Source organism: Achromobacter aegrifaciens, from assembly GCF_902859965.1.
Lineage (GTDB): Bacteria > Pseudomonadota > Gammaproteobacteria > Burkholderiales > Burkholderiaceae_B > Achromobacter > Achromobacter aegrifaciens.
Genome location: NZ_CADIKO010000002.1, coordinates 275,829 through 301,909 on the forward strand (window position 1 = coordinate 275,829; position 26,081 = coordinate 301,909).

General features: G+C 66.9%; 24 protein-coding genes. 10 read left to right on the top strand and 14 right to left on the bottom strand.

Going from position 1 to position 26,081, the window contains the following annotated elements:
• Window positions 1–30: 30 nt before the first annotated feature.
• From HV793_RS12515 to HV793_RS12540, 6 genes are all read left to right on the top strand, one after another.
• Window positions 31–774, top strand: coding sequence for a transporter substrate-binding domain-containing protein (locus HV793_RS12515; protein WP_119451092.1), 744 nt, complete (start codon window positions 31–33; stop codon window positions 772–774).
• Complete coding sequence (locus tag HV793_RS12520) at window positions 771–1,439, top strand: amino acid ABC transporter permease (RefSeq protein WP_013393489.1); 669 nt, start codon at window positions 771–773, stop codon at window positions 1,437–1,439. Before HV793_RS12515 ends, HV793_RS12520 begins: the two co-directional genes overlap by 4 nt.
• A 47-nt stretch (window positions 1,440–1,486) precedes the next feature.
• Window positions 1,487–2,245, top strand: coding sequence for an amino acid ABC transporter ATP-binding protein (locus tag HV793_RS12525; RefSeq protein ID WP_175162966.1), 759 nt, complete (start codon window positions 1,487–1,489; stop codon window positions 2,243–2,245).
• Window positions 2,242–3,189, top strand: a complete 948-nt coding sequence (gene hutG, locus HV793_RS12530; protein WP_054456765.1) for a formimidoylglutamase — start codon at window positions 2,242–2,244, stop codon at window positions 3,187–3,189. The genes HV793_RS12525 and hutG overlap by 4 nt, the downstream gene beginning before the upstream one ends.
• A 297-nt stretch (window positions 3,190–3,486) precedes the next feature.
• Window positions 3,487–4,776 (top strand): Glu/Leu/Phe/Val family dehydrogenase, encoded by a 1,290-nt coding sequence (locus tag HV793_RS12535; RefSeq protein WP_054456766.1) that lies wholly within the window; start codon window positions 3,487–3,489, stop codon window positions 4,774–4,776.
• A gap of 351 nt (window positions 4,777–5,127) precedes the next feature.
• Entirely contained in the window at window positions 5,128–6,237 is a 1,110-nt protein-coding gene (locus HV793_RS12540) for a porin (protein ID WP_054456767.1), read from the top strand.
• A 197-nt stretch (window positions 6,238–6,434) separates the two neighbouring features.
• Here HV793_RS12540 and HV793_RS12545 read toward each other — a convergent pair whose 3' ends face one another.
• From HV793_RS12545 to HV793_RS12570, 6 genes are all read right to left on the bottom strand, one after another.
• Window positions 6,435–7,253: an RsiV family protein gene (locus HV793_RS12545; protein ID WP_054456768.1), complete on the bottom strand. Its 819-nt coding sequence runs from the start codon at window positions 7,251–7,253 to the stop codon at window positions 6,435–6,437.
• A gap of 34 nt (window positions 7,254–7,287) precedes the next feature.
• On the bottom strand, window positions 7,288–8,064 hold the full coding sequence (locus HV793_RS12550; RefSeq protein ID WP_054456769.1) for a lipoate--protein ligase family protein: 777 nt from the start codon (window positions 8,062–8,064) through the stop codon (window positions 7,288–7,290).
• Complete coding sequence (gene lplB, locus HV793_RS12555; RefSeq protein WP_013393496.1) at window positions 8,061–8,336, bottom strand: lipoate-protein ligase small subunit; 276 nt, start codon at window positions 8,334–8,336, stop codon at window positions 8,061–8,063. The genes HV793_RS12550 and lplB overlap by 4 nt, the downstream gene beginning before the upstream one ends.
• Window positions 8,337–8,366: 30 nt before the next feature.
• On the bottom strand, window positions 8,367–8,831 hold the full coding sequence (locus tag HV793_RS12560) for a GNAT family N-acetyltransferase (RefSeq protein ID WP_175213256.1): 465 nt from the start codon (window positions 8,829–8,831) through the stop codon (window positions 8,367–8,369).
• 10 nt (window positions 8,832–8,841) lie between these two features.
• Window positions 8,842–9,543, bottom strand: coding sequence for a glutathione S-transferase N-terminal domain-containing protein (locus HV793_RS12565; RefSeq protein ID WP_119451095.1), 702 nt, complete (start codon window positions 9,541–9,543; stop codon window positions 8,842–8,844).
• 138 nt (window positions 9,544–9,681) lie between these two features.
• On the bottom strand, window positions 9,682–10,587 hold the full coding sequence (locus tag HV793_RS12570) for a DMT family transporter (protein ID WP_175213257.1): 906 nt from the start codon (window positions 10,585–10,587) through the stop codon (window positions 9,682–9,684).
• A 122-nt stretch (window positions 10,588–10,709) separates the two neighbouring features.
• Here HV793_RS12570 and HV793_RS12575 point away from each other — a divergent pair, with 122 nt between their 5' ends.
• Window positions 10,710–11,177: an Lrp/AsnC family transcriptional regulator gene (locus HV793_RS12575; RefSeq protein ID WP_054456773.1), complete on the top strand. Its 468-nt coding sequence runs from the start codon at window positions 10,710–10,712 to the stop codon at window positions 11,175–11,177.
• 8 nt (window positions 11,178–11,185) lie between these two features.
• Here HV793_RS12575 and HV793_RS12580 read toward each other — a convergent pair whose 3' ends face one another.
• Both HV793_RS12580 and HV793_RS12585 read right to left on the bottom strand, forming a co-directional pair.
• A complete protein-coding gene (locus tag HV793_RS12580) occupies window positions 11,186–11,677 on the bottom strand; it encodes a glutathione peroxidase (protein WP_059380299.1) in 492 nt (163 codons plus the stop codon).
• A 9-nt stretch (window positions 11,678–11,686) separates the two neighbouring features.
• The gene (locus tag HV793_RS12585; protein WP_054456775.1) at window positions 11,687–12,892 is read right to left on the bottom strand and encodes an MFS transporter; all 1,206 of its coding nucleotides are present in this window, start codon (window positions 12,890–12,892) and stop codon (window positions 11,687–11,689) included.
• Between the two features lie 264 nt (window positions 12,893–13,156).
• Between HV793_RS12585 and HV793_RS12590 the strand changes: the two genes are divergently transcribed.
• Complete coding sequence (locus HV793_RS12590; RefSeq protein ID WP_082401201.1) at window positions 13,157–13,492, top strand: tetratricopeptide repeat protein; 336 nt, start codon at window positions 13,157–13,159, stop codon at window positions 13,490–13,492.
• On the opposite strand, the gene HV793_RS12595 is transcribed toward HV793_RS12590, so the two are convergent.
• Window positions 13,452–14,411, bottom strand: a complete 960-nt coding sequence (locus tag HV793_RS12595) for a methyl-accepting chemotaxis protein (protein ID WP_119451096.1) — start codon at window positions 14,409–14,411, stop codon at window positions 13,452–13,454. The genes HV793_RS12590 and HV793_RS12595 overlap by 41 nt on opposite strands.
• A 123-nt stretch (window positions 14,412–14,534) precedes the next feature.
• Window positions 14,535–15,953: a deoxyribodipyrimidine photo-lyase gene (gene phrB, locus HV793_RS12600; RefSeq protein ID WP_054456777.1), complete on the bottom strand. Its 1,419-nt coding sequence runs from the start codon at window positions 15,951–15,953 to the stop codon at window positions 14,535–14,537.
• Window positions 15,954–16,234: 281 nt separating this feature from the next.
• Here phrB and HV793_RS12605 point away from each other — a divergent pair, with 281 nt between their 5' ends.
• Window positions 16,235–17,683 carry a CoA transferase gene (locus tag HV793_RS12605; protein WP_175163773.1) on the top strand — a complete coding sequence of 483 codons (1,449 nt, stop codon included), beginning with the start codon at window positions 16,235–16,237 and terminating at the stop codon, window positions 17,681–17,683.
• 548 nt (window positions 17,684–18,231) lie between these two features.
• The gene (locus HV793_RS12610) at window positions 18,232–22,953 is read left to right on the top strand and encodes an Ig-like domain-containing protein (RefSeq protein WP_175213258.1); all 4,722 of its coding nucleotides are present in this window, start codon (window positions 18,232–18,234) and stop codon (window positions 22,951–22,953) included.
• Window positions 22,954–23,039: 86 nt separating this feature from the next.
• Here the strand turns inward: HV793_RS12610 and HV793_RS12615 are convergent, their stop codons facing one another.
• From HV793_RS12615 to HV793_RS12630, 4 genes are all read right to left on the bottom strand, one after another.
• Window positions 23,040–23,576 carry a peroxiredoxin gene (locus HV793_RS12615; protein WP_119451100.1) on the bottom strand — a complete coding sequence of 179 codons (537 nt, stop codon included), beginning with the start codon at window positions 23,574–23,576 and terminating at the stop codon, window positions 23,040–23,042.
• Between the two features lie 98 nt (window positions 23,577–23,674).
• The gene (locus HV793_RS12620) at window positions 23,675–25,156 is read right to left on the bottom strand and encodes an adenylate cyclase (RefSeq protein ID WP_175213259.1); all 1,482 of its coding nucleotides are present in this window, start codon (window positions 25,154–25,156) and stop codon (window positions 23,675–23,677) included.
• A gap of 30 nt (window positions 25,157–25,186) precedes the next feature.
• Window positions 25,187–25,351, bottom strand: a complete 165-nt coding sequence (locus tag HV793_RS12625) for a hypothetical protein (protein ID WP_175180823.1) — start codon at window positions 25,349–25,351, stop codon at window positions 25,187–25,189.
• Between the two features lie 231 nt (window positions 25,352–25,582).
• Complete coding sequence (locus HV793_RS12630) at window positions 25,583–25,990, bottom strand: DoxX family protein (protein WP_054456781.1); 408 nt, start codon at window positions 25,988–25,990, stop codon at window positions 25,583–25,585.
• Window positions 25,991–26,081 lie beyond the last annotated feature (91 nt).

The following is a 26,081-nucleotide window of genomic DNA, read 5'->3' on the forward strand; positions in this document are numbered from 1 at the left end:
GCCGTATCCATATTCCATAGAGGACCCACCATGACCACTCGCCGCACACTGCTGACCGCCGCCCTGACGCTGGGCCTCGCCTGGAGCGCCGCCCCGGCGTTTGCCCAGGACACCATCCGCGCCGTCACCGACGCGACCTTCCCGCCGATGGAGTTCGTCAAGGACGGCAAGCGCACCGGCTTCGACATCGAACTGGTGGAAGCCCTGGCCGGCGCCATGGGCAAGAAGGTCGAATGGATCGACATCGACTTCAAGGGCCTGATTCCCGCGCTGCAGGCCGGCCGCGCCGACATTGCCGTGTCCGCCATCTACATCACGCCCGAACGCGCCAAGGTGGTGGACTTCACCGATCCGTACTACGCGGGCGGCCTGGTCGTGATGACCAAGAAGGACGGCCCGGTCAAGACCCTGAAGGACCTGGACGGCCGCAAGGTGTCGGTGCAGGTGGGCACCAAGTCGGTCAACTACCTGAAGGAACACTACCCGGCGGTGCAGCGCGTGGAAGTCGAGAAGAACCAGGAGATGTTCAACCTGGTGCAGATCGGCCGCGCCGAAGCCGCCGTGACCGGCAAGCCCGCCGCCAAGCTGTTCGCCCAGAGCACGCCGGACCTGACGGTGCTGAACGACCAGATCACCACCGAGGACTACGGCATCGCCGTGCCCAAGAACAAGCCGGAGCTGACCCGTGAGCTGAACGCCGCGCTGCAGAAGCTCAAGGCCGACGGCAGCTACCAGGCCATCGTCAACAAGTGGTTCGAGGCCCCCGCGAAATGAACCTGGATTTTTCTCCCGTCTTTGCCGACTTCGGCGCGCTGATCAATGGCGCCGTGGTCACCGTCGAGGTGACCGCGGGCGCCTTGCTGCTGGCCTGCGTCATCGGCCTGCTGGTGGGCGTGGGACGCCTGAACCCCAAGCGCTACGTCATCTACAACCTGTGCAGCGTTTATTTGCTGCTGTTCCGCGGCACGCCCTTGCTGGTGCAGCTGTTCATCTGGTTCTTCGGCCTGCCGCATTTCGGCATCACCCTGCCGGCGTTCGCCTGCGGCGTGCTGGGCCTGGGCATGTACTCGGGCGCCTACGTGTCCGAAATCGTGCGCGGCGCGATCCAGTCGGTGGACCGCGGCCAGACCGAAGCGGCGCGCTCGCTGGGCATGTCGTCCGGCCAGGCCATGCGCATCATCGTGCTGCCGCAGGCCGTGGTGCGCATGATCCCGCCGCTGGGCAATGAATTCATCGCGCTGATCAAGAACTCGGCCCTGGTGTCGCTCTTGACGATCCATGACCTGATGCATGAAGGCCAGAAGATCATCAGCGTGTCCTATCGCTCGCTGGAAACCTATCTGGTGGTGGCGCTGATTTATCTGATCCTGACCACGGCCACCATGCTGGTGCTGCGCAAGGTTGAACACCGCCTGCGCGCGGGAGGGATGGTGCAATGAACTCCGCAATGAACTCCGCTACGACCCGGGCCGCGGACCCGCAAGAAATGATCCGCATCCGCGGCCTGCGCAAGTCCTACGGCGACCACGAGGTCTTGCGCGGCATCGACTTCGACGTGCTGCCGTCCCAGGTGGTGGTGGTGATCGGGCCCAGCGGCTCGGGCAAGAGCACCTTGCTGCGCTGCTGCAACGGCCTGGAAGTGGCGCAGACCGGCACCATCGACATCTGCGGCCAGACCCTGCTGGACCACGGCGAGCTGTTGCCCGAGGCCGAGCTGAACCAGCTGCGCATGCAGGTGGGCATGGTGTTCCAGGGCTTCAACCTGTTCCCGCACCTGTCGGTGCTGGACAACGTGACGGTCGGTCCGCGCAAGCTGCGCGGCATGGGCCGCGAAGAAGCGCATGCGCTGGCGGCGGACCTGCTGGACAAGGTCGGCCTGGGCCAGAAGATGTCGGCCATGCCGGCCAGCCTGTCCGGCGGGCAGAAGCAGCGCGTGGCCATCGCCCGCGCGCTGGCCATGCAGCCCAAGGTCATGCTGTTCGACGAGCCGACCTCGGCGCTGGATCCGGAGCTGGTGGGCGAAGTGCTGCAGGTCATGAAGCTGCTGGCCAAGGAAGGCATGACCATGATGGTGGTCACGCACGAAATGGGCTTCGCCCGTGACGTGGCCGACGTGGTGGCGGTGATGGACGGCGGCGTAATCCTGGAATCCGGTTCGCCCGACGTGATCTTCACGCAGCCGCGCGAGCCGCGCACCCGCGAGTTCCTGCAGGCGGTGCTGAACGCGGGGCAGGGGGCGGCATGAGCGTGGCGCAATTCGACCCAAGTCTCTGGAAGGCCCGCGACGACAGCGCCGAACAAGGCGACACGCGCCGCCTGGCGCATATCGTCGAAGCGGCCAGTGGCCAAGCCCGCAAGGGCGAGGCGGTGCTGCTGGGCTTTGCCTGCGACGCCGGCGTGGCCCGCAACCAGGGCCGCATCGGCGCGGCCGAAGGCCCGTCGGCCATCCGCAAGTTCCTGGCGGGCCTGCCGGCGCACGGCCTCACGCGTTTGCTGGACGCGGGCGACGTGGCCTGCGAGGGCGACCGGCTGGAGGACGCGCAGGAGCAACTGGGCTTGCGCGTGGCGGAACTGATGGAGCAGGGCGCACGCCCGCTGGTGCTGGGCGGCGGCCATGAGATCGCCTGGGGCAGCTTCCAGGGCCTGGCGCGCTGGCTGGACGCCCGCGGCGACACGGAACCCGTGCTGGTGCTGAACCTGGACGCGCACTTCGACCTGCGTACCGGGCGGCCCGGCAGTTCCGGCACGCCCTTCGACCAGATCTCGCGCTATTGCGAGGAACGCGGCCGGGCCCTGCAATACGCCTGCCTGGGCGTATCGCGGCTGGCCAATACGCCGGCGCTGTACGCGCGCGCCGCCGAAGTCGGCGCGGTCTGGGTCGAGGACCGCGACATGCAGGAGCGCCATCTGGCCGCGCGCCTGGCCAACGTCGACGCCTTGCTGGCCCGGGCGCGCCACGTCTACCTGACCATAGACCTGGACGTGCTGCCCGCGGCGGTCATGCCCGGGGTGTCGGCGCCGGCGCCCTATGGGGTGCCGCTGGCGGTGATCGAGGAAATCGTGCTGCGGGTCAAGGCCAGCGGCAAGCTGCGCCTGGCCGACATGGCGGAGTTCAACCCGCGGTTTGACGTGGACGGCCACGGCGCGCGGGCGGCTGCCCGCCTGGCCTGGCAGTTGTTGAACGATTGAGCGGACCGGCGTCTCATCCTTCGGATGGGGGCAGGACCATACGGGGCGGTTTCCTGGGAGGAAACCGTCCCGTTTTTCATCCCCCTTATGGCGGGCGGCAGGGCTTGCAGCTTATGGCTGGCAGGCTGGACGCTGCCGATTTGGCGGCTTAGGATAAGGGCAGCATCAGGCTTGGGTTTGCGGCCCGTTCAACCGCCGCAACAGTTATATGCCCCCAATTAAAATATTTTCGTTTTAAATGGGGACGCTATAACTTTCGTGGATAAAATGGCGCAACTTTGTCAGGAGAGCCAGCTCATGTCTCAAACTCCCACCCACGCATTGCCGTCTTATCTGAACGCCGAGGACCTCGGCCCCTGGGGCAACTATCTGCAACAAGTCGACCGGGTCACCCCGTATCTTGGTTCGCTGGCGCGTTGGGTCGAGACCCTGAAGCGCCCGAAGCGTTCCCTGATCGTCGATGTGCCGATCGAACTCGACAACGGCAGCATTGCCCACTTCGAGGGCTACCGCGTCCAGCACAACACCTCGCGCGGCCCCGGCAAGGGCGGCGTGCGTTTCCACCAGGACGTCACGCTCTCCGAAGTGATGGCGCTGGCAGCCTGGATGTCGATCAAGAACGCTGCGGTGAACCTGCCTTACGGCGGCGCCAAGGGCGGCGTGCGCGTCGATCCGCGCAAGCTGTCGGCCTCCGAACTCGAGCGCATGACGCGCCGCTACACCTCGGAAATCGGCGTCATCATCGGACCGTCCAAGGACATCCCGGCGCCTGACGTGAACACCAACGCCCAGACCATGGCCTGGATGATGGACACGTACTCCATGAACGAAGGCGCCACCGCCACCGGCGTGGTCACCGGCAAGCCGATCGCGCTGGGCGGCAGCCTGGGCCGCGTGGAAGCCACCGGCCGCGGCGTGTTCGTGGTGGGCTGCGAAGCCGCGCGCGATCTCAACATCGACGTGTCCAAGGCGCGCGTGGTGGTGCAGGGCTTCGGCAACGTGGGCGGCACCGCCGCCCGCCTGTTCCATGAAGCCGGCGCCAAGGTCATCGCCGCGCAGGACCACACCGGCACCGTCCACAATCCCGCGGGCCTGGACGTGCACAAGCTGCTGTCCTACGTGTCGCAACATGGCGGCGTGGGCGGCTTCTCCGGCGGCCAGGCGATGGACAAGAACGAGTTCTGGACGCTGGAAACCGAATTCCTGATCCCGGCCGCCCTGGAAAGCCAGATCACCGTCGACAACGCCGCCAAGGTGCGCGCGAAGATCGTCGTGGAAGGCGCCAACGGCCCGACCACGCCGGAAGCCGACGACATCCTGGCCGAACATGGCGTCTACGTGGTGCCGGACGTGCTGGCCAATGCCGGCGGCGTGACGGTCAGCTACTTCGAATGGGTGCAGGACTTCTCCAGCTTCTTCTGGAGCGAGGACGAGATCAACCAGCGCCTGGAGCGCCTGATGCGCGAAGCCTACGCGTCGGTGTCGCAAGTGGCCAAGGAACACAAGGTCACCCTGCGCACGGCGGCGTTCATCGTCGCTTGCACGCGCATCCTGCAAGCGCGTCAGGTGCGCGGCCTGTACCCCTGATACCCGATACGGCGGGGCGTCTCCGGACGTCACGCCGAGGAGGGCAGGAGACAAAAACGGAAATCGCCCCGCAAGGGGCGATTTCCATTTGCGTGGCTGCAAGCGCATCACGTTGCGCGCATGGATAGCACACCGACATTGCAGGCCTGCGGGCGCCGCGCCCTACGTGGGGGCTGTCGGCAGGACGCCACATCCCCCTCACTTTTTTGCGGCCTAGGGAATTTCCCAGCTTGCGTTACAAGAACTGACACATTGCGTCCCTAGAATTCGTTCCTGCCATGCGCCGAGCGCGCCGCACGCGATGCGTGCCAGCCCGGATGCGCATGTCTGTTCAATCAATGGGAATTTGCAATGAAAAAGACTTTGTTCGTCACCGCCATGCTGGCCGCGTTCGGCGCAACGGCGCAAGCGGAAACCTCGGTGACGCTCTATGGCCTGATCGATACGGGTATCGGCTACCAGCGCATCAAGGGCGATGGTTACCATGAGTCCAAGGTTGGCATGGTCAATGGCGTGTCCAGCGGTTCGCGTTGGGGCCTGCGCGGCGCCGAGGACCTGGGCGACGGCCTGAGCGCCGTGTTCACGCTGGAAAGCGGCTTCAACTCGGCCAACGGCACGTCGGGCCAGAACAGCCGCCTGTTCGGCCGCCAAGCCACCATCGGCCTGAAGAGCACCTCGTGGGGCCTTCTGGAACTGGGTCGTCAGACCAACATCGCCTCGAAGTACTTCGCCGCGATCGATCCGTTCGGCGGCAGCTACGGCCAGGCCAACGTCGGCGTGGCCTTCAGCGCCGCCAACACGGTCCGCTACGACAACATGGTGCAGTACTCGACGCCGTCGTTCAGCGGCCTGCAGTTCGGCATCGGCTACTCGTTCAATGCCTCCGACACGACCACCGCGCAGACCGGCTTCAAGACCGCCGACAACACCCGCGCCATCACGACCGGCCTGCGCTATGTCAGCGGCCCGGTGAACGTGGCGCTGACGTATGACCAGCTGAACCCCGCGAACCAGTTGAACACCGACGCCACGCCCAAGTCGTGGATGATCGGCGGTTCGTACGACTTCGAAGTGCTGAAGCTGGCGCTGGCCTACGGCCAGACGCGTGACGGCTGGTTCACCGGCCAGGGCGCCAATGCCTTCGGCAGCGGCAGCCCCACGGCCAAGGGCTTTGGCACCAACGTTGCGGTGTCGGGCTTCAAGGCCAATTCCTACCTGGTGGGCCTGAGCGTGCCGATCGGCGGCGCCAGCAACATCCTGGCTTCGTGGCAGCGCGCCGACACCGACAGCACCAAGCTGACCGGCGACGACGCCACCATGAACATCTACAGCCTGGGCTACACCTACAACCTGTCCAAGCGCACCAACCTGTACGCCTTGGGTTCGTATGCCACCAACTTCGCGTTCACCGACGGCGTGAAGAGCACCGTGGCCATGGTGGGCGTGCGTCACCGCTTCTAAGACGAGAGGCGCGCATGGGCGGCGCTTGGGCGCCGCCCTGCCGCCGCGGTTGCACTGAGCGGACTGGGCGTCTTACCCGGCCACAGACGCGAAAAAAGCGGCCACCTCCCTAGCTCCATCCTCAGTCCGCTCAACCGAACCCCGGCTTGCTGCCGCAGGGAGCGCCCGCGCAGGCCGCGGGCGTTTCCAGGGGCGGCTTATGAAGCCGGCAGCAGCTCAGGCTTCAGGATCCCGCGCAGTTCCGAATACGGAATGTTCAGCTCGGGTTCGCCATGCGAGTACGGCGCGATGGAATAGGCGTCGTACTTGACCACGATGCCCTCGCGCGTCAGCGCATAGTTATCGCTTTCCTGGAACGGCCACATCTTGTTGTAAGCCGTCGGATCGCGGCGCGCATCCGGATTGCCGGCCAGCCACTTGGCATGCGCCTGGCGCAGCGCCGCCACGTACTGCGGATGGCGGCCCGGTATCAAGGCTTCTTCCAGGCTCATCACGCGGCCGTGGCTGCGCTCCCAGTTCAGGTACTGGGTGGCCGGAATGCCGTGCGCCGCGCCAGTAAGGAATTGCTCGGTGTGCAGTTCGACGGCCACGATGTCGCCTACCGTGTCCTTCACGCTGGCCTTGAAATAGGTGGCGTCGCGCGCGCGAGCCACCGACCAGAAATACTGCGTGTATTCGGACAGCGTGTCATAGGGCCCGCGGCGGTTGGCATCGGTGCCGGTCATGTAGGCCAGCACGTGGTCTACCAGCGCGGTCAGCTTGGGGATGCCGGGAAACGCGACGCTGTCGATTTCGATGCGGGGGCAATCGCCCTCGCAGCCTGGCTTGCTGGACGCCCACTTGATGCGCTCGGTGGACAGGTCGCCGACTTTTTCCGGCGTGGACGCCGAGGCCGGAGCCTGCGTGGCCAGGGTGATGTCCGCGGGCGGCGTACTGCCGCAGCCCGCCAAAGCCAGCAGGGCCGCGCCCAGGATGAGACCGCTTATCGCGCCTTGCGGCGTGAATGTGCGACGCATTGAAACTACCTCCAGAAAATCGGGGCGCGGCCGTTCAGGGCACCACGCCGGTCCACTCGGGCGTGGCGAACTTCTCGGCCGCCTGCGCCTGCGCACGCGCCAGCGTGTCGCTGCCTATCTGCCCGGGGGTGAGACGGTGCAGGCCGGCAAAAGTTTCCACCATGCGGTCGATGATCACTTCCCGCGCCAGCCCGGTCTGGGTGCGCAGGGGATCGACGCGCTTCTTGGCGCTGGTGGTGCCTTTGTCGGACAGTTTTTCGCGGCCGATGCGCAGGACCTCGACCATTTTATCCGCGTCGATGTCGTAGGACATGGTGACGTGGTGCAGCACTGCGCCGCCGCGGCGGGCCTGCGCCGCGCCGCCGATCTTGCCGATGTCCGAAGCGATGTCGTTGAGCGGCTGGTACCAGGCCTTGATGCCCAGGCCCTGCAGGGCGGTCAGCACCCAGGCGTCCAGGAAGGCGTAGGACTCCTGGAAGCTCATGCCATGCACCAGCGCCTGGGGGGCGCTGAGCGAATAGGTGATGGAGTTGCCGGGTTCCATGAACATCGCGCCGCCGCCGCTCACGCGCCGCACGACCTGGATGCCGTGGCGGCGCGCGCCTTCGGGGTCGACTTCGTTCTTCAAGGATTGGAAGCGGCCGATCACGACCGCGGGTGCGGCCCATTCCCAGATGCGCAGCGTGGGCGGACGCAGGCCGGCGCCGACCTCGTCGGTGATGACGGCGTCCAGCGCCATGTGCAGCACCGGGTCCTGCGGCCCTTCATGGATCAGCTGCCAGTCGTAGTCGTTCCAGTCGGTGCGCGTCATGCCAGCGCCCTCCGCAGCACCACGGCAACGGCCTCGGCCGAGAAGCCGAACATTTCGGCATCGGCGGGCAGGGCCGATTGCACGGCCAGCGCCAGTTCCAGTTCGCCGGCGTCGGCCGGCAGGCCGTTCAGGCCGCTATTGATGGCGTCCAGCGCCTCGGGCGGCTCAAGAAAAAAGTCGCCGCTGATGCGCACGTCGGCCAGGCGGCCGTCGCGCACTTCCAGATCCGCGACGACCAGTTTGCCGCCGGGGACTTTGTATTCGCCATGCATGGGCGCTCCTTGCTGTATCAGTACCAAAAACTACAGGCTGAGCTTCATGCCGTCATGGCTGGCTTTGAAGCCCAGGCTTTCATAGAACCTGCGCGCGTCGGGCCGGGCGCGGTCCGTGGTCAGCTGCACCAGGCTGCAGCCCTGGATGCGGCATTGCTCGATCGCCCATTCGAACATCTTGCGTCCGAGGCCCGCGCCGCGCGACGACGAGGCGATGCGCACGCTCTCGATCTGTCCGCGCCATTGGCCCAGCCGCGACAGGCCGGGTATGAACGATAACTGCAAACAGCCGACCAAGTTCGAGTCCTGCTCGACCACGGCCAGGAATTGATTGGGGTCCTGGCCGATTGCGGCAAAGGCGGCAGCATAGCGCGGGTCCAGCGGCAGCGCGGGATTCTCGCGCGTGGCGCCGAGTTCATCGTCGGCCAGCAGGGCGACGATGGCCGGCAGATCCCCCAGGCGCGCGCGGCGGAAAGCCAGTTGCGGGTCGGGCATGGCGGCTCCTTCAGCGGGTGGTGTTCTGGGCGGTCTGGCCGAACAGGATGCGGCGCGATTCCTCGTCGCTGATGGACGGCGCCGTGTTGATGGTGTCGGCCAGGGCATAGGCGCGCTGCGTGGCGGGGCGGGCCGCGATGGCGTCGAACCAGCGCTTGAGGTGCGGGAACTCGTTCAGGTCCTGCCCCTGCTTGGCGTGCGGCACGATCCAGGGATAGGCCGCCATGTCGGCGATGGAATAGTCGCCGGCGACGAACTCGCGGTCCGCCAGGCGCTTGTTCAGCACGCCGTAGAGGCGGTTCGTTTCCTTGACGTAGCGGTCGATGGCGTAAGGGATGCGCTCTTGCGCGTAGCCGGAAAAGTGGTGGTTCTGGCCGGCCATGGGACCCAGGCCGCCCATCTGCCAGAAGAGCCATTGCGACACTTCAGCGCGGCCGCGCACGTCGGCGGGCAGGAATCGGCCGGTTTTCTCGGCCAGATACAGCAGGATGGCGCCCGACTCGAACAGCGAGATCGGCGCGCCGCCGCCGGCCGGGGCCTGGTCGACGATGGCGGGAATGCGGTTGTTCGGGGCAATGGCCAGGAACTCGGGCTTGAACTGATCGCCGCGGCTGATGTTCACCGGATGGATCTTGTAGGGCAGGCCGGTTTCTTCGAGGAACAGCGTGATCTTGTGGCCGTTGGGGGTGGTCCAGTAGTAGAGATCGATCATGGGATGTCCTGTGCGTCGCGCCGGCGGCGGCCGGCGCAGGGAAAGGCCATGATAGCGGGGCCGGCTTCGCGCCGGCCCCAATAACCGGGGGGCGGGTACGGGTTTGCCCCGGGGGCTTGCCCTGGCAGCGGCCCGCGTTCAGGCCGTGCCCGCGCGCGGCCGCCCCGGCAGGCGCCAGCTCCAGTTCAGGCTCACGCCCGCCGCCGCCAGGAAGATCATGGCCACGCCCGCGATCTGCGTGGCGTCCATGCGGTGGCCGTAGACCATGAAGTCCAGCAGGATCGCGACGGCAGGATAGATGAAGCTCAATGCGGCGGTGGACGTGGTAGGCAGCTTCTGGATGGCCGAATACATCAGGATGTACATCAGGCAGGTGTGGATCAGCCCCAGGGCCACCAGGTAGCCCCATTGCAGGGGCGCGGCGGGCAGGGCGTTGAAGTCCGCCATGGGCAGCAGCATCACCGCGCCCAGCGTCACCTGCACCAGCGCCAGCACCTGCGGCGGAATGTGCTTGAGCCGCTTGACGATGATGGCGGTGACGCCATAGAGCGCCGCCGCGCCCAGCCCCAGCATCAGCCCCGACAGATAGGCGCGGCCGTCCGCGCCGCCAGCTTCGGACAGGCGCAGCACCAGCATCAGGCCGGCGAAGGCCAGCACCGACCAGGCCAGCTTGCCGCGCGTGGGCCGCTCGCCCAGGAACAGCACGCCCAGGCCGATCAGGAAGAAGGGCTGCACGTTGTAGACCGCGGTGGCCAGCGAAATGGACGCCAGCCGATAGGCGGAAAACAGCAGCACCCAGTTCAGCACCAGCGCAGCGCCCGCGGCCAGGGCCAGCATCAGCGTGCGGGCGGTGAACAGGCCCGGCTTGAGCAGGCCGCGCGCCCAGCAATACACAAACAGGGAGAGGGCGCCGAACACGCAGCGGAAGAAGACCACGTTCCAGGCGCCTTGCCCCGACTCCAGCACAAACACGCCCAGGGTGCCGGACAGGGTCATCGCCGCGGCCATCTGGGCCAGGCCCACGCGTTCTGATGAGGGATTCATGAGGGTTCTCCAGGGCCTTGCGGCCACGATATTCGATGGAGAAATTATCCCAGGCGGATCAAGCTGGTTATATGATGTTGATGTGGCGAATCGATTCCGAAACCTTTGTTTAGGTGGAATTTATGCAAAACGACCTAAAAAGTGAAAACCCGGTCCTGGACGGTATCGACCGCCGCCTGGTGGAGATGCTGACCACCAATGCGCGCACCACCACGGCCGACCTGGCGCGCCAGGTCGGGATGTCCGCGCCCAGCGTCGCGGACCGCTTGCGGCGGCTGGAAGAATCGGGCGTGATCCGGGCCTACACCCTGGACGTGGACCCGGTCGCGTTGGGCTACGCGCTGGAGGCCATCGTCCGCATCCGCCCCTTGCCCGGGCAACTGCGCCACGTGGAAGGCCTGATCCAGCAGATTCCGGAATTCGTGGAATGCGACAAGGTGACGGGCGACGATTGCTTCATCGCCCGCGTGGTGCTGCGCTCGATCTCGCATCTGGACGGCATCCTGGAGCGCGTGACCGAATTTGCGGAAACCAATACCGCCATCGTCAAGTCCCACACGGTGCGCCGCCGGCTGCCGCCGCTGCGCTGACGCGCGGCTCAGACCGGCGCGGACAGCGCCTTTTCGATGTCGTCCTTGATGCCGGCCGGGGTGTCGGTGGGCGCGTAGCGCTTGATGACCTGGCCGTCGCGGCCCACCAGGAACTTGGTGAAGTTCCACTTGATGCCCTCGGTGCCGAAGACGCCGGGCTTCTCGCCCTTGAGCCAGCGGTAGAGCGGGTGGGCGTCCTCGCCGTTGACGTTGATCTTGGCGTAGAGCGGAAAGGTGATGTCGTACTGCGTGCTGCAGAAATTGCGGATTTCGGCTTCGTCGCCGGGTTCCTGGTGGCCGAACTGGTCGCAAGGAAAACCCAGCACCGCGAAACCATCGTCGTGGAACGAGCGGTAGAGTTCTTCCAGGCCGGCGTACTGCGGCGTGAAGCCGCATTTGGAGGCCACGTTCACCACCAGCAGCACGCGGCCGCGGTACGTGTCCAGGGACTGTTCCGTGCCGTCGATGGCGCGGGCGGAAAAATCGTAGAGGGTGCTCATGCGGGCTCCTTAGGCGTCCGAACGCGAGGGCGTCAGCGCGCCGGCTTGTTGTCCAGCGAGTGTAGCCCCGGCATCGCGGCCGTAGTAGCGCGTACCCCACAAGGTCAGCAGCAGGACGGCGGCGGTGATGCCGGCCGACATCCAGGGCAGGTCTGTCAGCGGCAGGCCGTGGCCCAGCGCCACGCTGCCCAGCCAGGCGCCGCCCGCATTGCCCAGGTTGAAGGCGCCCTGATTGAGGGTCGACGCCAGGTTGGGCGCGTCGGCCGCCTGGTCCACGATCAGCGTCTGCAGCAAAGGCACGACGGCAAAGCCCAGCACGCCCCAGATGAAGGTCATGACCAGCATGGGCGCCAGCGCGTGGATGGCCTGGCTGAGCGCCAGGAAGACCAGCAGCAGGCCGATGAAAATGCGGCGCAGCGACACTTCCAGGTTGCGGTCGCCCAGCTTGCCGCCCAGGGTGCTGCCCACGGTCAGCGCCACGCCGAAGAGCAGCAGCACGCCGGTGACGCCGCGTTCGGACACGCCGGTCACTTCGCGCAAGAGCGGCGCGATGTACGTCAGCACACAGAACAGCGCCGCGGAGGCCAGCACGCTGGCGGCCAGCGGCCAGACCACGCGCACGTCGCGCAGCACCTTGAATTCGCGCAGGATGTTGCCGGGCTGCATGGGGATGCGGGCCGGCAGCCAGGCGGCCAGCGCGGCCACGGCCAGCAAACCGATGCCGCTGACCACCCAGAAAGTCGAGCGCCATCCGGCCACCTGGCCCAGCGCCGTGCCCAACGGCACGCCCAGCACGTTGGCCAGCGTCAGGCCGGTGAACATCAGCGCAATGGCGCTGGCGCGTTGGTTGCGCGGCACCAGGTCCGCGGCCACCACGGCGCCCAGGCCGAAGAAAGCGCCATGGCAGAAGGCGGTGAACACGCGCGCCGCCATCAGCAGCGCGTAGTTCGGCGCCAGCGCGCACAGCAGGTTGCCCACCACGAAGGTGCTGGCCAGGCCGATCAGCGTGGCCTTGCGCGGCAGCCTGGCGGTGAGGATGGCCATGATGGGCGCGCCGATCACCACGCCCATGGCGTAACCGGTGATCAGCAGGCCTGCGACGTCAATGCTGACTTGCAGATCGGCGGCGACGTTGGGCAGCAGGCCCATGATGACGAACTCGCTGGTGCCGATGCCGAAAGCGGCGGCGGCCAGCGCGATAAGGTGCAGGGGCATGGGACAGGGCCGGGACGAAAGGAAGGCCCCGGCGCAAAGAGAAGGCAAGGGCGGAATTCTAGGGCAGCGCCGCGCAAGCGTCGGGGGAAAGCCCTATTCTGAATAAGGGTATACCCTTAAATTGACGCGGCGCGGGCCTTTGTTCCGGACCGGCCGCGGCGCCGCCAAGGGCTTGCGCGGCGCGGGGCCATTGGGCGGGTTTCGCCACAGCCGTCCTATCATGTCCATCAGATCCAAATGCGCGCGCTGTAGGAGAAATCGGCAATGGAAGGAATGATTGAACGCCTGGAGGCGATGCTGGCCAAGGGCACGGACAACATGCTGCTGCGTTTTTCGCTGGGAAAGGCCTACGCGGAGCAGGATTGCTTCGCCGATGCCGAGCCCCATCTGCGCGCGGCGCTGGCGTTCGATCCCGCCTATTCGGTGGCCTGGAAATGGCTGGGCAAGGCTTGCCTGGGACAGGGCGACAAGAGCGGCGCGCGCGCCGCCTGGGAATCGGGCCTGCAGGCCGCGCAGGCGCGCGGCGATCAGCAGGTGGTGAAGGAGTTGCAGGTGTTCATCAAGCGCTTGGACAAGGAGGCTGCGGCTGGGCACGCGTGAGCCGGAATACCTCGATGGCGTGGCGCAGCTCCTCGGTTTCGGCCCGCTGCGCAACCGTCCCAGGCGCATCCGCGATGCCGGTGTGCACGTCGCGGGCCAGGCCGACCAGATTCCTGCGCGTGGCCTCCAGCGAAAATCTTAATGCGCCGATCTCATCGTCCGGATTGCCCGGCGCCAGCGGCGTGCCCAGATTGCCGGCCGCGATCTGCCGCGTGAAGTCGGTGGCCGTGGCCAACAGGCCGGACAGGGAGCGGCCATAGGCCCAACCCGATGCGAAGATCAGGCAGACGCCAGCGGCCAGCACTGCCGTGGCCAAGGCCAGTTGCTCGATATTCAGATTGGCGGCCATGCCATGCAGCGCGAAGCCGCCGGCGGCCAGGAACAGCGCGGACGAAAGTCCCGCCCAGGCCAGCATGCGCGCGCGTATGCCCGACGCCCGCCAGTCGCGCAGACGCGCCAGCGGGCCTCCGGGCAGGATCCGCCCCGCGCGCAACCGCAAGCCGCCGGTAATGCCGGTGCGCAGGCGCCGGTAGGCGCTGTCCGCGGTGTCGATCTGGGCGCGCGTTGGTTTGACGCGCACGCAGGCATAGCAGACGGTGACGCCGCGCTCCACCACCGGGGTGATGCTGGCCAGCGACCAATAGTGGCCGCCATGCTTGCGCCGGTTCTTGATCACGCCCGTCCATGACTGGCCCCGCTGTATCGTGCGCCACAAGTCGTCGTAGGCGGCCAGCGGCATGTCGGGATGCCGCATGGTGTCATGGCCCTTGCCCATCAGATCCGCCTGCGTGTAGCCGCTGACCTCCAGGAACGCCGGATTGGCGTAGATGATGCGGCCGCGCGCGTCGGTGCGGGTGATGAGGCACTGCTCGTCGTGCAGCGTGTATTCCTGGTCGTGGACCTGCGGATGGTCGCGCATGGCTGTGTCGTCCTGCGATCGGCGTTGGCGGAATGTCGTAGACCGATCATCCGGGACGCGGACGGAAGCGGCGTTGACCTAGGTCAAGCGGGGCCGACGTCGTTCCCGCCCGCGGCCAGCGTCTCAGGCCGGCGGCAGCCCGCTGAACGCCTCCAGCGCGCGCAACCGGCTCTGGGCCAGGTCGACAATGGGCAGCGGATAGCCGGCGGCGGCGCGCTCCATCGGGCTGGGATCATGGATGGCGCGGCCGTCCAGATGCGCCAGTTCCGGCAGCCATTCGCGCAGGAACACGCCGTCCGGATCGAACTTGCGCGACTGCGACAGCGGATTGAAGATGCGGAAGTAGGGCACGGCGTCCGCGCCCGTGGACGCGCTCCATTGCCAGCCGCCGTTGTTGGCGGCGAGATCGCCGTCCACCAGCTGCGCCATGAACCAGGCTTCGCCCAGCCGCCAATCGATCAGCAGGTTCTTGGACAGGAACATGGCCGTCACCATGCGCAGGCGGTTGTGCATCCAGCCCAGCGCCAGCAACTGCCGCATGGCCGCGTCGACGATGGGAATGCCGGTCTGGCCCTGCTGCCAGGCATGCAGGTCCTCAGGCGCGTCGCGCCACGGCACCGCGGCGGTCTCCGGCTTCATGGGCTGGTGCATGGACAGCGCCGGGTAGGCGGCCAATAGATGCTGATAGAACTCGCGCCACAGCAATTCGTTGATCCAGGTGGCGGCGCCGCGCTTGCCGCCCTCTATTTCCCCGTGGTTTGCGGCCTGCGCCGCGCGCAAGGCCTGGCCCGGCGACAGCACCCCCGCCGCCAGATAGGGCGACAGGCAGCTGGTGGCGGGCAGCGAGGGAAAATCGCGTTCTTCCTGGTAGGCGTCGATGACGCCGTCGGCAAAGGCTTCGAGGCGTTCGCTGGCCGCGTCCTCGCCAGCGGGCCAGAGCGCGCGCACAGGCTCGGCGGGCGCATCGAAACCCTCGAAGGCCGCGGGCAGCGGATCCGCCGGCCAGGGCGGCGGGGTCTGCGCGCGCGGGGCGGGCAGGGCGCGCAGCGGCGCCGTGCGCAGCCGTTCGCGGCAGGCCCGCGCGTATGGGGTATAGACGCGGTAGCACTCGCCCTTGCCGGTCAGCACCGTGCCGGGCCGCAGCAGCGAAGCGCCATGATGCAGGGTCCAGTCCACGCCCAGGGCTCGCAGGCTGGCGGCGACCGCGGCATCGCGGCGGCGTTCGTTGACGGCCCATTCGGCGTTGGCGTGGACCTGGCCGATGGCGTGGTCGCGGCAGAAAGCGGCCAGCGCGTCCGGCGCCTCGCTCCAGTCATGCACCGTCAGCAGCCGCAACGGAATGCCCAGGCGGCCGAGTTCGCGAGACAGTTCGCGCAGATTGCGCAGCCAGAAATCCACCTTGGCCGGCGCGTCGCCGTGCTGCCGCCATTGGCCGGGCGCGGCCAGGAACAGGGCGGTGACCGTGCCGGCTTCGGCGGCCGCGGCCAGGGCAGGGTTGTCATGCGCGCGCAGGTCGGTGCGCAGCCAAAGCAGCGTGTTCATGGGTGGTCCAGGGCAGGGGCGGCGAGGCTGGCATTCTATATTGCGCCCGCCGCGCGGACGCGCCGGCAGACCGGCCTTGGAAGACGATGTAAAAACTACGAGTAGATGTGTCCTGGCTTGCGCCGGCTGGCGCCGCGGGCCTCGCGGGGGAAAGCGGCCGGCGCGGCCGGATTGCGCCGCTTTGCGGTCAAACCATGAAACACGCTGGCGCGCCGCGGATATTGACGCCGCCTGGTCCCCGCCCTGTAATTCAAATAAACGACTAGAGCAAGATGAACGCTATGGGAAATCTGATGGACCTACGCCCGTCTTTTCTGAGGGGCCGCACACCCGCAGGCAACGCGTCCCGCGACGTCTTGCAAAAACTCTGGCGCTCGGTGGATCTGCCCGGCGAATCGCTGGACCATGTGGTGTTGACTGGCGCCGATCCGGTACTCCCATCGTCCTTCGCTGTCGGCATGGCGGCGCAGACCAGCATGGCCGCGGCCGCGCTGGCCGCCGCGGAGATCTGGAATCTGCGCGGCGGCGCCAGGCAGCAGGTCGGCGTCGACATGCTGCACGCCGCGCAGGAATGCCGCAGCCACTACACCATCAACGGCATCACGCCCAATCCCTGGGACCCCATCACCGGGCTGTACCGCTGCGGCGACGGCGGCTGGGTCCGAATCCATGCCAATTTCGCTCATCACCGTGATGGCGCGCTGGCGCTGCTGGGCTGTCCGGCCGGCGAAGACACTACCCGCGCGATGGTCGAGCGCGCCTTGAGCCGCTGGAAGGCCCTGGACTTCGAACAGGTGGCCGCCGACGCGGGCCTGCCCGTGGCCGCCATGCGCAGCTTCGACGAATGGGACCGCCACCCCCAAGCCCTGGCGGTGGCCGCGCAGCCCCTGCTGACCATCGAGCGCATCGGCGAAGCCGATCCGCGTCCCTTGCCCAAGTACGGCAATGGCGCCCGGCCGCTCAAGGACATCCGCGTGCTGGACCTGACCCGCATCATCGCCGGCCCGGTCTGCGGACGGGCGCTGGCGGCGTACGGCGCCGATGTGATGCTGCTCAATTCCCCGCATCTGCCCAACATCGACAACATCATCGATACCAGCCGCGGCAAGCTGTCGGTGCTGGCCGATCTGGATACGGCCGACGGCCGCATCGCGCTGGGCAACCTGCTGCGCAGCGCGCACGTGTTCGTGCAGGGCTACCGCCCCGGCGGCCTGGCCGCGCTGGGCTTCGGCCCGCAGGACGCGGCGCGCATCCGTCCGGGCATTGTCTACGTGTCCTTGACCGCCTATGGCGACAAAGGTCCCTGGGCCGGCCGCCGCGGCTTCGATTCCCTGGTGCAGACCGCTACGGGCTTCAACCACGCCGAGGCGCAGGCCGCGGGCCAGGACACGCCCAAGCCCATGCCCATGCAGATCCTGGACCATGCCTCGGGCTACCTGATGGCGTTTGGCGCGCAAGCCGCGCTGGCGCGCCAAATGACCGAAGGCGGCAGCTGGCATGTGCGCGTGTCGCTGGCGCAGACCGCGCATTGGCTGCGCGGCCTGGGCCGTGTCGAGGGCGGCCTGGCCTGTCCGATGCCGGGTTTCGACGGCCTGCTGGAAACCGAGCCCTCCGGCTTTGGCGAACTGGTGGCTCTGCGCCACGCCGCTCAGTTCTCCGATACGCCGGCCCGCTGGACGCGTCCGTCCAGCCCGCCCGGCACGCATCCGCCGGTCTGGCCATTCAACTAGAAACACCCGCTCAAGCCTGCGCGCCGCCGGCGTCTGGCTGGAAGCAGCGCGTCTCCAAGCAAGGGCCGCGGTTTCATCTGCGGTTCTGTCTGATTTTCATGTAAGCGCCTCAGCACGGCCCCGGAGCCTGTGGCCGGCGCTCTGCCTGCACTTCTTGCGTCCAGCCATGGCTGAGGCGCTTCCATCTCTTCCCACGCAAGTCCGCCCGATACTGCCATGCGCAGCTATCGGGTTTTCTGTTATGGAATCAATAAATTACATATTGATATTAACAGTCATATAAATAGCATGTCGTCATATTTTGTCATTATTAAGTAACAACCAGAATCCCCGGGTGTAGTCGCTGGGAGTGCGCGCAGGACTTCGTCCTGGATGTGGCTCAGAACGGATCCGCCGACGCCGCAGTTCAGTAGCTTGGCGACTTTGCCTGGTCGGCGCATCTCCCGCCCGCGGGATTCCTTTCAGACAAGGTCATGACGATGCTGAAGCCATCCAAGGCACACGCTTGGTGCATAGCGGCTGCGCGCCAAGTCAGAAAGGCGCTGTGCGTGGCGCTTTCCAGTTTGCTCCTGTTCCAGGGCTGCGCCGCGCCGCTAGCCGGCGAACACCGCAAGCCGCTCCCCGACGCCGAAGGCCGAGCCGCATCCGCCAGCATTGCCGTTCAGGACCGGGCGCGGGCGATGGATCCAAGCGCGGCCGCGGCCAGCGCGCCTATCCCCGGCGGCATGGATCCCGCGCCCGATCTGGAGGGACGCCCCTTGCCCGCCAATCCCAACCAAATGGCGAGCGCGGACGCCAGGTCGACGGCCAGCGGCAAGGCCATCGGTGCAGCCCAGCAAGCGGCGGAAAGTTGGCTGCGCCAGTTCGGCACGGCCAGGCTGGACCTGCTGGGCAGCTTCCATGGCGGCGCTCTGGATATGTTGTTCCCGCTGCGCGATTCCGGGACGAGTCTGATTTTTTCCCAATTCGGCGCGCGCCGGACCAATCTGCTGCAAGAGTCATATCGGACCACGGTCAACCTCGGGCTGGGCTACCGCCATTTCGGCGATGGCTACATGGCTGGCGTCAACACATTCCTGGACCAGGACGTGTCGCGCGGCCATCGGCGCCTGGGTCTGGGCGGCGAATGGTGGGCGGATTATCTGAAGCTCAGCGTGAACGGCTATTTCCGGCTGAGCGACTGGAAGCGTTCGCCCGATGCGCGGGACTATCAGGAACGCCCGGCCAGCGGCTGGGACATCCGGACCGAAGGCTATCTGCCGCAGTATCCGCAGTTGGGCGGCAAGCTGATGTTCGAGAAGTACTACGGCGACGAGGTCGGGCTGTTCGGCGCCAGCAACCGGCAAAGAAATCCCAGCGCCTGGACCCTGGGTGTTTCCTATACGCCGGCGCCGCTGGTCACGCTGGGCCTGGACCATCGCATGGGGCAGGGCGGGCAGTCCGACACCAGCTTCAAGCTGGGCCTGAAGTACGCGCTTGGCGTGCCTTTGGCCAAGCAGTTGCAGCCGGGTGAAGTCGCGCGCAGCCGCAAGCTGGCCGGCATGCGCATGGATCTGGTCGAACGCAACAACGAAATCGTCCTGGAATACAAGAAGAACGATCCCATGACGATACAGCTGCCGGCGGCTGCTTCCGGATATCCTCGGACGGCCCTCAGCTTTCCGGTAACGCTGACGGGCGCGGATGCCGCGCCTCGGATCGAATGGTCCGGTTCCGCGGCGCCGTTTGCGATGCCATACAGCGGCGGCGCGTCCGCATCGCTGATGCTGCCCGACTACCGCAGCGGCGGCATCAACAGCTATCAGCTGATGGCGTCCGCTATGGATGTGCACGGCCGCAAGATCAGGTCCAACGTCATGACCGTGAGCGTCAACCCGCTCAGCGTCAGCGTCGCGCGTTCCAAGGCCGCCGCCATGGCGGACGGCGTGGACAACGTCAGATTCACGGCCCAGGTTCGCGGCGTCCAGGCCGAACCCATGGGGGGGCGCACCGTCACATGGGTCCTGCAGGGGGCCGGCACGATCCGGGAGTCTTCGGACCGCACCGATGCCGACGGCGTGGCGTACGCCCTGGTCAGCAGCACTGTCTCGGGCACGATCGGGGTCGAGGCAATGGAGGCGCAAGGGTTCAAGGGCAGGAGCGAGGCAGAGTTCCTCGAAGCGCCGGGCACGGCCAGCGTGGCGCTGCTCGTTGCGCAGCCCGCGTCCATTCTTGCAAACGGCAGGGACAAGACCGTATTGAAGGCGACAGTCAAGGACGGCAAGGGCAACGCAGTGGGCGCGGGCGTTGCGGTGAACTGGACCGCCACCGGCGGGCGGCTTTCCAGCAACAGCAGCAATACCGACGCGAGCGGCATTGCCGTGGCGGAACTGCTGTCCGCCACTGTTCCAGGTCTTGCGGCCATCACCGCCAGGGCCGGAGCCGAGGATCCGGGCAAGACGGGATCCGTCGCATTCCTGCTCGATGCATCCGATGCCCAGGTGCTGCGGCTCACGCCAAGCAAGACCACCGCCCTGGCCGATGGCCTGGACACGGTGACCTTCACCGCCACCGTCGCGGATGGCCGAGGCAATCCGGTGGGAGCGGGCGTCGCCGTCAACTGGGGCGCCAGCCTGGGCACGCTGGGCGCCGCTTCCAGCAACACGGACGCGAGCAGCCAGGCCACGGTCGTACTGACCGCGCCGACCGCGGCTGGCGCGGCGACCGTCACCGCCAGGGCCGCAAGCGGCGACCCGGGCAAGACCGCCGCGGTCGCGTTCGTCGCGGATGTCGCTAACGCGCGCGTCGTCCAGCTCACGCCCAGCCAGGCCAGGGGCACGGCCAATGGCGCGGATGCCGTGGTTTTCACCGCCATGGTTGAAGACGGCCGCGGCAATCCGGTGGGGGCGGGCGTCACCGTCAACTGGAGCGCCAGTCTTGGGACGCTCGCCGCTACCAGCGTCACCAACGCCAGCGGCCAGGCTTCCGCCTTGCTGATCGCGCCGATCGTTCCCGGCACGGCAACCGTCACGGCCCGGGCGGCGGATGGCGATGCCGGCAAGACCGCGTCAGCCGTCTTCGCGGCAGACGAACTGAGGGCCCGCGTGGCCGCGCTAAGCCCAAGCAAGACCACCGGCCTGGCCAACGGCACTGACACCGTCACACTCACGGCCACGATCGATGATGGCAGAGGCAATCCGTTGGGGGCGGGCATCGTCGTCAACTGGAGCGCCGATCGGGGCTCGATAGGCGCTTCCAGTATCACCAATGCCAGCAGCCAGGCCACCGTCGTCCTGACCGCGCCTACCGCGACCGGAGCGGCGACTGTTACCGCCAAGTGCGCGCCGGCCCGCCAGGCGAAGAGCGCCGGCGGAGATCCCGGCAAGACCGCCGCCGTCGATTTCATCGCTGACGCCTCCAGCGCCCACGTCATGGAGCTGGCCGCGAGCAAGACCGACGCGGTGGCTAACGGCGCCGATACCGTGACCCTCCGGGCCGTCGTCGTCGACAAGCAAGGCAATCGGGTGGGCGCAGGTGTTACCGTCAACTGGAGTACAAGTCTGGGCCAGCTCCCGGCGGCCACCACGACCGATAGCAAGAGCGAAACCTCGGCCGTCCTGATCGCGCCGACTTCCACGGGCGTCGCGACGGTTACCGCCAAGGCTGCGGGCGGCGATGCGGGGCAGGTGGTGTCTATCACCTTCATGGCCGACGCGTCGACCGCCCGTGTGGCGACAGTCGCGGCGAGCAAGACGAGCGGCTTGGCCGATGGCACGGATACCGTGACCTTCACGGCCACGGTTGCGGACGCCAAGGGCAATCCGGTGGGCGCGGGCGTCCCGGTCAACTGGGGCGCCAGTCTGGGCACGCTGGCTGCAACGGTCAGCAAGACCGACGCCAACAGCCAGGCCTCGGCTGTATTGACCGCGCCGACTGCGGTGGGCACGTCGACCGTCAACGCCCGGGCCGCGGGCGGCGACGCGGGCCAGACTGCCACGATAGCCTTTACGGCCGACGCTTCCAGCGCCCGAGTGGTTAGTTGGGCGTTCAGTAGCAATAGCTCGCCGGTACGGGCCAATGGCGTAGACGCCATTATCCTCAGGGCCCACGTGAAAGACGCCATGGGCAATCGCGTGGCCGGGGCGACGGTCGACTGGACCACCAGCCTGGGCAGCCTTGCTAGCGCGACAAGCGTTAGCGATGTCACTGGCGAGGCTCTTGTCAAGCTGGTGTCCACCACCGCCGGTGAAGTTGTCGCCACGGCCAAGGCAGGGGCGGCGGATCCGGGCAAGATCTTGCGCGTGGGTCCCTTCGTGGCCGATCCCGCCACCGCCCGCGTGGTCGTGCTTACGCAAAACAAGACCAATGGCGTCGCCGATGGCGCAGATACGGTGAGATTTACGGCCACGGTACAGGACGCACACGGCAATGCGATGATGAGGTGGGACGTCAACGGCACGCCGAGGCCGCTCGACATTCCCGTCAATTGGACCACTTCCGGCGGCAGGCTGGCCGCAACTGCCAGCAGCACCGATGAGACCGGCAAGGCCACAATGGTATTGACCGCGCCGAAGGTTGCCGGCAGCGTGAATGTCACCGCCATGGCCCCTGGGCGGGATGCGGGCCGGACAGCCAGCGTGACCTTTGCGGCCGCCACGCCCAGCACCCGCGTCGGCAGCGCTTCGGCCAGCAAGGCCAGCATCGTGGCCAATGCCCGCGATACCGTGATCTTCACGGCGGTAGTGCTGGACGGCAACGGCAATTCAGGAGGCGCAGGCCACGTGGTCAACTGGAGCACCGATCTCGGCACGCTGGAGGCGTCATCCACCAGGACCAACGCCAAGGGCGAGGCCACGGTTGTGCTGACGGCGGGAAAGCTCGCGGGGCAGGCCACGGTGACTGCCAAGACGGGCGCAGACGATTCGGGCCGTGCCTTCCGCGTGGCATTGACCGCTGATCCGATAACCGCCCGCGTCGCTTCCCTGGCCAGCAGCAAGACCTCTGCCCGGGCTGACGGTCAGGAAAAGCTGATCCTTAAGGCGACGGTGAAGGATGCCAACGGCAATCTGGAGGTCGCGGGCGTCACGGTCAACTGGCGGACCAACCTCGGCACGCTGGCCTCGGCAACCAGCAGTACGGATAGCAATGGCGTTGCCACGATGGAACTGCGCGCGCCAGGCGCTCCAGGTATCGCCGTGCTTACCGCGAGGGCAATCGCGGCGGACGGGGGCAAGACCGTGCGCGTGGAGTTCATATCGTCGAGTACGATCCCGCCGCGGCCATGGCAATGAGCAGGCATGTGCGCGGATACATGCGGGACTGCCGTCATGAACGGACTTGCGGCCGAACAGTAGCGGCGCATGCCCGCCAGCGCCGCCTACTGCTTGGCCTTCCAGTCGCGCAGTGCGCGCATGGTGTTGGCCACGTGGGAGTCCGGATTCATGTCGGTGTATTCATACAGGATCTTGCCTTGCGGCGAGATCACGTAGGAGATGCGCTGCGCGTACTCGGGACGCTTGTCGTGGACCGCGTCGTAGGCCTTCATGATCTTGCCATCGCCGTCGGCCGCTACCGCGAACTTGCCGCGGCATTCGCTGACCGAGAACTTGTTCAAGGTGTCGATATTGTCGGTCGACACACCGATGACGGTAGCGCCCAGGGACTTGTAATCATCGGTGGCTTCGGCGAAGTTGTGCGCCTCTATCGTGCAGCCCTGGGTGAACGCGGCGGGGAAGAAATACAAGACCACCGGACCTTGCTTGAGCGCCTCGCTCAGCGAGAACGTGTAGACCTTGCCGCCCAGCGATGCCTGGGTGCTGAAGTCCGGGGCGGGCGCGCCCACGTCCAGCGCGGCCTGGGCCGAGGGACCGGCCAGCAGGCCGCAGAGGAGTAACCAGGGGGCAATGCGCTTCATCGGAATCTCCAGGAATTTCAGGGGCCGCGCGGCAACGGGTCTACTGTAGCCGTGCAGGAGGCGAGGGTCCAGTAAGCGGCGCGGCGGCGTCGCCCGTCCTAGTCGCGTCCGGAGCCGCCGCGGCCATTCCCGTTGCCATTGCCGTCTCCGCGCGGTTGGTCGCGCTGCTGTTGTTGACGCGCCTGCTGCTGGGCCTGTTGGTCGCGTTGCTGTTGTTGACGCGCCTGCTGCTGGGCCTGCTGGTCGCGCTGCTGTTGTTGACGCGCCTGCCGCTGGGCCTGCTGGTCGCGCTGCTGTTGTTGACGCGCCTGCTGCTGGGCCTGCTGGTCGCGCTGCTGCTGTTGACGCGCCTGCTGCTGGGCCTGCTGGTCGCGCTGCTGTTGTTGACGCGCCTGCTGCTGAGCCTGCTGGTCGCGCTGCTGTTGCTGACGCGCCTGTTGCTGGGCCTGCTGGTCGCGTTGCTGCTGCTGGCGTTCCTGTTGCTGGGCCTGTTGGTCACGTTGCTGTTGCTGACGCGCCTGTTGCTGGGCCTGCTGGTCGCGTTGCTGTTGCTGGCGTTCCTGCTGCTGGGCCTGTTGGTCACGTTGCTGTTGCTGACGCGCCTGCTGATCGCGCTGCTGTTGCTCTCGCGCCTGTTGCCCCTGCGGCTGCTGGGGGCGGCCTGTCTGCCCGGCAGACATATCGCGTCCGCGTTGCATGTCGCCGTGGTCCGCGTTGTTCCGGTCAGCGCCGCCGCGGTTATCGCGCCCGTTGTTGTCCTGGCCGCGGTCGCGTCCGTCGCGTCCATTGTCCGGACGCTGGCCTTCATGCGGCCGGCCATTGGATTGATGGTCCACGTAGGCCTGGGGCGGCCGGCCCTTGTTGTGGTCGTAGAACTGAGCCCGGTTATTGCCGGCGTCGCGCGCGTAGCCGCGCTGTATGTCGGTCTGCGGAGAATGGCGGTCCTTGCGCGCGGCAAGTTCGCGCGGGTCCGCGTTGCGCCGGATGCCGGATGGGCCGCCGTGGTAGCTGACGCGGCGGTTGTCCACGTTGTTCACGACCACGGTGTGGTTATAGACATTGGTCACGCGCGTGACGTTCACGTTCGTGACGGAACGGTTGTAGTAGAAGCGGTCGCGCTTCCAGTAACCGCCCACATAGCCCAGGCCGTTGTAGCCAAAGCCGTAGTTGATTCCGCCATAGAAGCCCACGTGTGGACCCCAATAGCCGGGGGTCCAGAGGTAGATGCCATTGCTGAAGCCCCAATAACCGGGTGTCCAGAGCGCGCCGGCATAGGGCGCGAGCACCCATGCGCCGGGTACCCAGAAAAACCCGTAGCGGTTCAGGCTCCAGTAGCCCGGCACCCACATATAGCCGTCGGCGGGCGCTGGCGGCTGGACATAGACGGGTAAGGGCGGCGGCGGCTGGGGGCTGCGGTCCACCAGCGCCAGGTTGGCGTTGGCGGGATCGCCGTCGTCATAGACGGGCGCGGCGGGCGCCGGCGGCGGCTCATAGGTCTGCGCCGCCACGCTGGCACAGGCAGCCATCAGGACAGCCGCGGCCAAAGGGCGCGGGCGCAGGATCCGGGAACAGGTATTCATGGTTTTTCCTTGGCGCAACGGGCGCGCGGATCAATAGCCACGATAGTAGTAATGGGGGGCTGGATACGCCGGGTAGTAATAATGCGGCGTGTAGTAGACCGGCGCGGGACGATAGTGCGCGGGCCTGGCGGGTACGACCACGCAACCGGTCAAGGCGCTGGTCACGGCCAGCATCAGCAATAGACTTTTCTTCATTTTGCGACTCCTGCCGAGCGCCTGGCGTGGTTCACGCCTTTTTTGCGCTCGTCAGGATTAGGCCACAGGCCGGTCTCCACGGTTCTGCACTGTAATCGTTCCGAAACAGCTTTCCGGTGACGGATATTTGCGCCTGCGTGACCGTCGATGTCGTTCGTATCAATGTCCGCGCAAAAGAAAAGGGGCCGCCTCGGCGACCCCCTCATAGCGCGTAGCGCCGTGTTACGGCTGTCAGTTCCAGCGGCCGCCGTTACCGGCGAGGCTGAAGCGGCCCGCGCCCATGAAGGCGATGGCCAGGCCGGTGAACAGGAACATGCCTTGCAGTTCCAGCGCCCAGCCACCGTTGTTGGTCATGCTGCTGATCTGGCCGGAGTGGGCCAGCAGGATGGCGACGACCATGTTGATGGCGATCAGCAAACCGCCCAGGCGGGTGTAGATGCCGACGATGAGCAGCACGGGGGCGAGGATTTCGCCGACGTAGGCGCCATAGGCGAGGAAGCCGGGCAGGCCGTGCGAGGACAGCATGCCGCTGATGCCGCCGACGCCGCCGCCGGTCAGTTTGAACAGGCCATGCAGCAGAATCAGAATACCGAGGGTCAGGCGCAGGATCAGCTTGCCGGTGTCGTCGGATTTGATCATGGTGAGTTTCTCATCTATTGGTTGAAAGGGGACCGCGGCCGTTGGAACAGGGCGCGAGCCTTTGGTTCCGCGCCCCGGTGATCGCGGGCAG

Bases quoted from the DNA above. Each gene is read 5' to 3' on its own strand.
- HV793_RS12560 (WP_175213256.1), bottom strand. From the start codon at position 8,831: ATGCCCGACCCGCAACTGGCTTTCCGCCGCGCGCGCCTGGGGGATCTG.
- HV793_RS12575 (WP_054456773.1), top strand. From the start codon at position 10,710: ATGCAAAACGACCTAAAAAGTGAAAACCCGGTCCTGGACGGTATCGAC.
- HV793_RS12550 (WP_054456769.1), bottom strand. From the start codon at position 8,064: ATGACGCGCACCGACTGGAACGACTACGACTGGCAGCTGATCCATGAA.
- HV793_RS12525 (WP_175162966.1), top strand. From the start codon at position 1,487: ATGATCCGCATCCGCGGCCTGCGCAAGTCCTACGGCGACCACGAGGTC.
- HV793_RS12545 (WP_054456768.1), bottom strand. From the start codon at position 7,253: ATGCGTCGCACATTCACGCCGCAAGGCGCGATAAGCGGTCTCATCCTG.
- HV793_RS12585 (WP_054456775.1), bottom strand. From the start codon at position 12,892: ATGCCCCTGCACCTTATCGCGCTGGCCGCCGCCGCTTTCGGCATCGGC.
- HV793_RS12515 (WP_119451092.1), top strand. From the start codon at position 31: ATGACCACTCGCCGCACACTGCTGACCGCCGCCCTGACGCTGGGCCTC.
- HV793_RS12620 (WP_175213259.1), bottom strand. From the start codon at position 25,156: ATGAATACCTGTTCCCGGATCCTGCGCCCGCGCCCTTTGGCCGCGGCT.
- HV793_RS12520 (WP_013393489.1), top strand. From the start codon at position 771: ATGAACCTGGATTTTTCTCCCGTCTTTGCCGACTTCGGCGCGCTGATC.
- HV793_RS12625 (WP_175180823.1), bottom strand. From the start codon at position 25,351: ATGAAGAAAAGTCTATTGCTGATGCTGGCCGTGACCAGCGCCTTGACC.
- HV793_RS12580 (WP_059380299.1), bottom strand. From the start codon at position 11,677: ATGAGCACCCTCTACGATTTTTCCGCCCGCGCCATCGACGGCACGGAA.
- HV793_RS12590 (WP_082401201.1), top strand. From the start codon at position 13,157: ATGGAAGGAATGATTGAACGCCTGGAGGCGATGCTGGCCAAGGGCACG.
- HV793_RS12540 (WP_054456767.1), top strand. From the start codon at position 5,128: ATGAAAAAGACTTTGTTCGTCACCGCCATGCTGGCCGCGTTCGGCGCA.
- phrB (WP_054456777.1), bottom strand. From the start codon at position 15,953: ATGAACACGCTGCTTTGGCTGCGCACCGACCTGCGCGCGCATGACAAC.
- HV793_RS12630 (WP_054456781.1), bottom strand. From the start codon at position 25,990: ATGATCAAATCCGACGACACCGGCAAGCTGATCCTGCGCCTGACCCTC.
- HV793_RS12535 (WP_054456766.1), top strand. From the start codon at position 3,487: ATGTCTCAAACTCCCACCCACGCATTGCCGTCTTATCTGAACGCCGAG.
- HV793_RS12605 (WP_175163773.1), top strand. From the start codon at position 16,235: ATGGGAAATCTGATGGACCTACGCCCGTCTTTTCTGAGGGGCCGCACA.
- HV793_RS12565 (WP_119451095.1), bottom strand. From the start codon at position 9,543: ATGATCGATCTCTACTACTGGACCACCCCCAACGGCCACAAGATCACG.
- HV793_RS12615 (WP_119451100.1), bottom strand. From the start codon at position 23,576: ATGAAGCGCATTGCCCCCTGGTTACTCCTCTGCGGCCTGCTGGCCGGT.
- hutG (WP_054456765.1), top strand. From the start codon at position 2,242: ATGAGCGTGGCGCAATTCGACCCAAGTCTCTGGAAGGCCCGCGACGAC.
- HV793_RS12570 (WP_175213257.1), bottom strand. From the start codon at position 10,587: ATGAATCCCTCATCAGAACGCGTGGGCCTGGCCCAGATGGCCGCGGCG.
- lplB (WP_013393496.1), bottom strand. From the start codon at position 8,336: ATGCATGGCGAATACAAAGTCCCCGGCGGCAAACTGGTCGTCGCGGAT.
- HV793_RS12595 (WP_119451096.1), bottom strand. From the start codon at position 14,411: ATGCGCGACCATCCGCAGGTCCACGACCAGGAATACACGCTGCACGAC.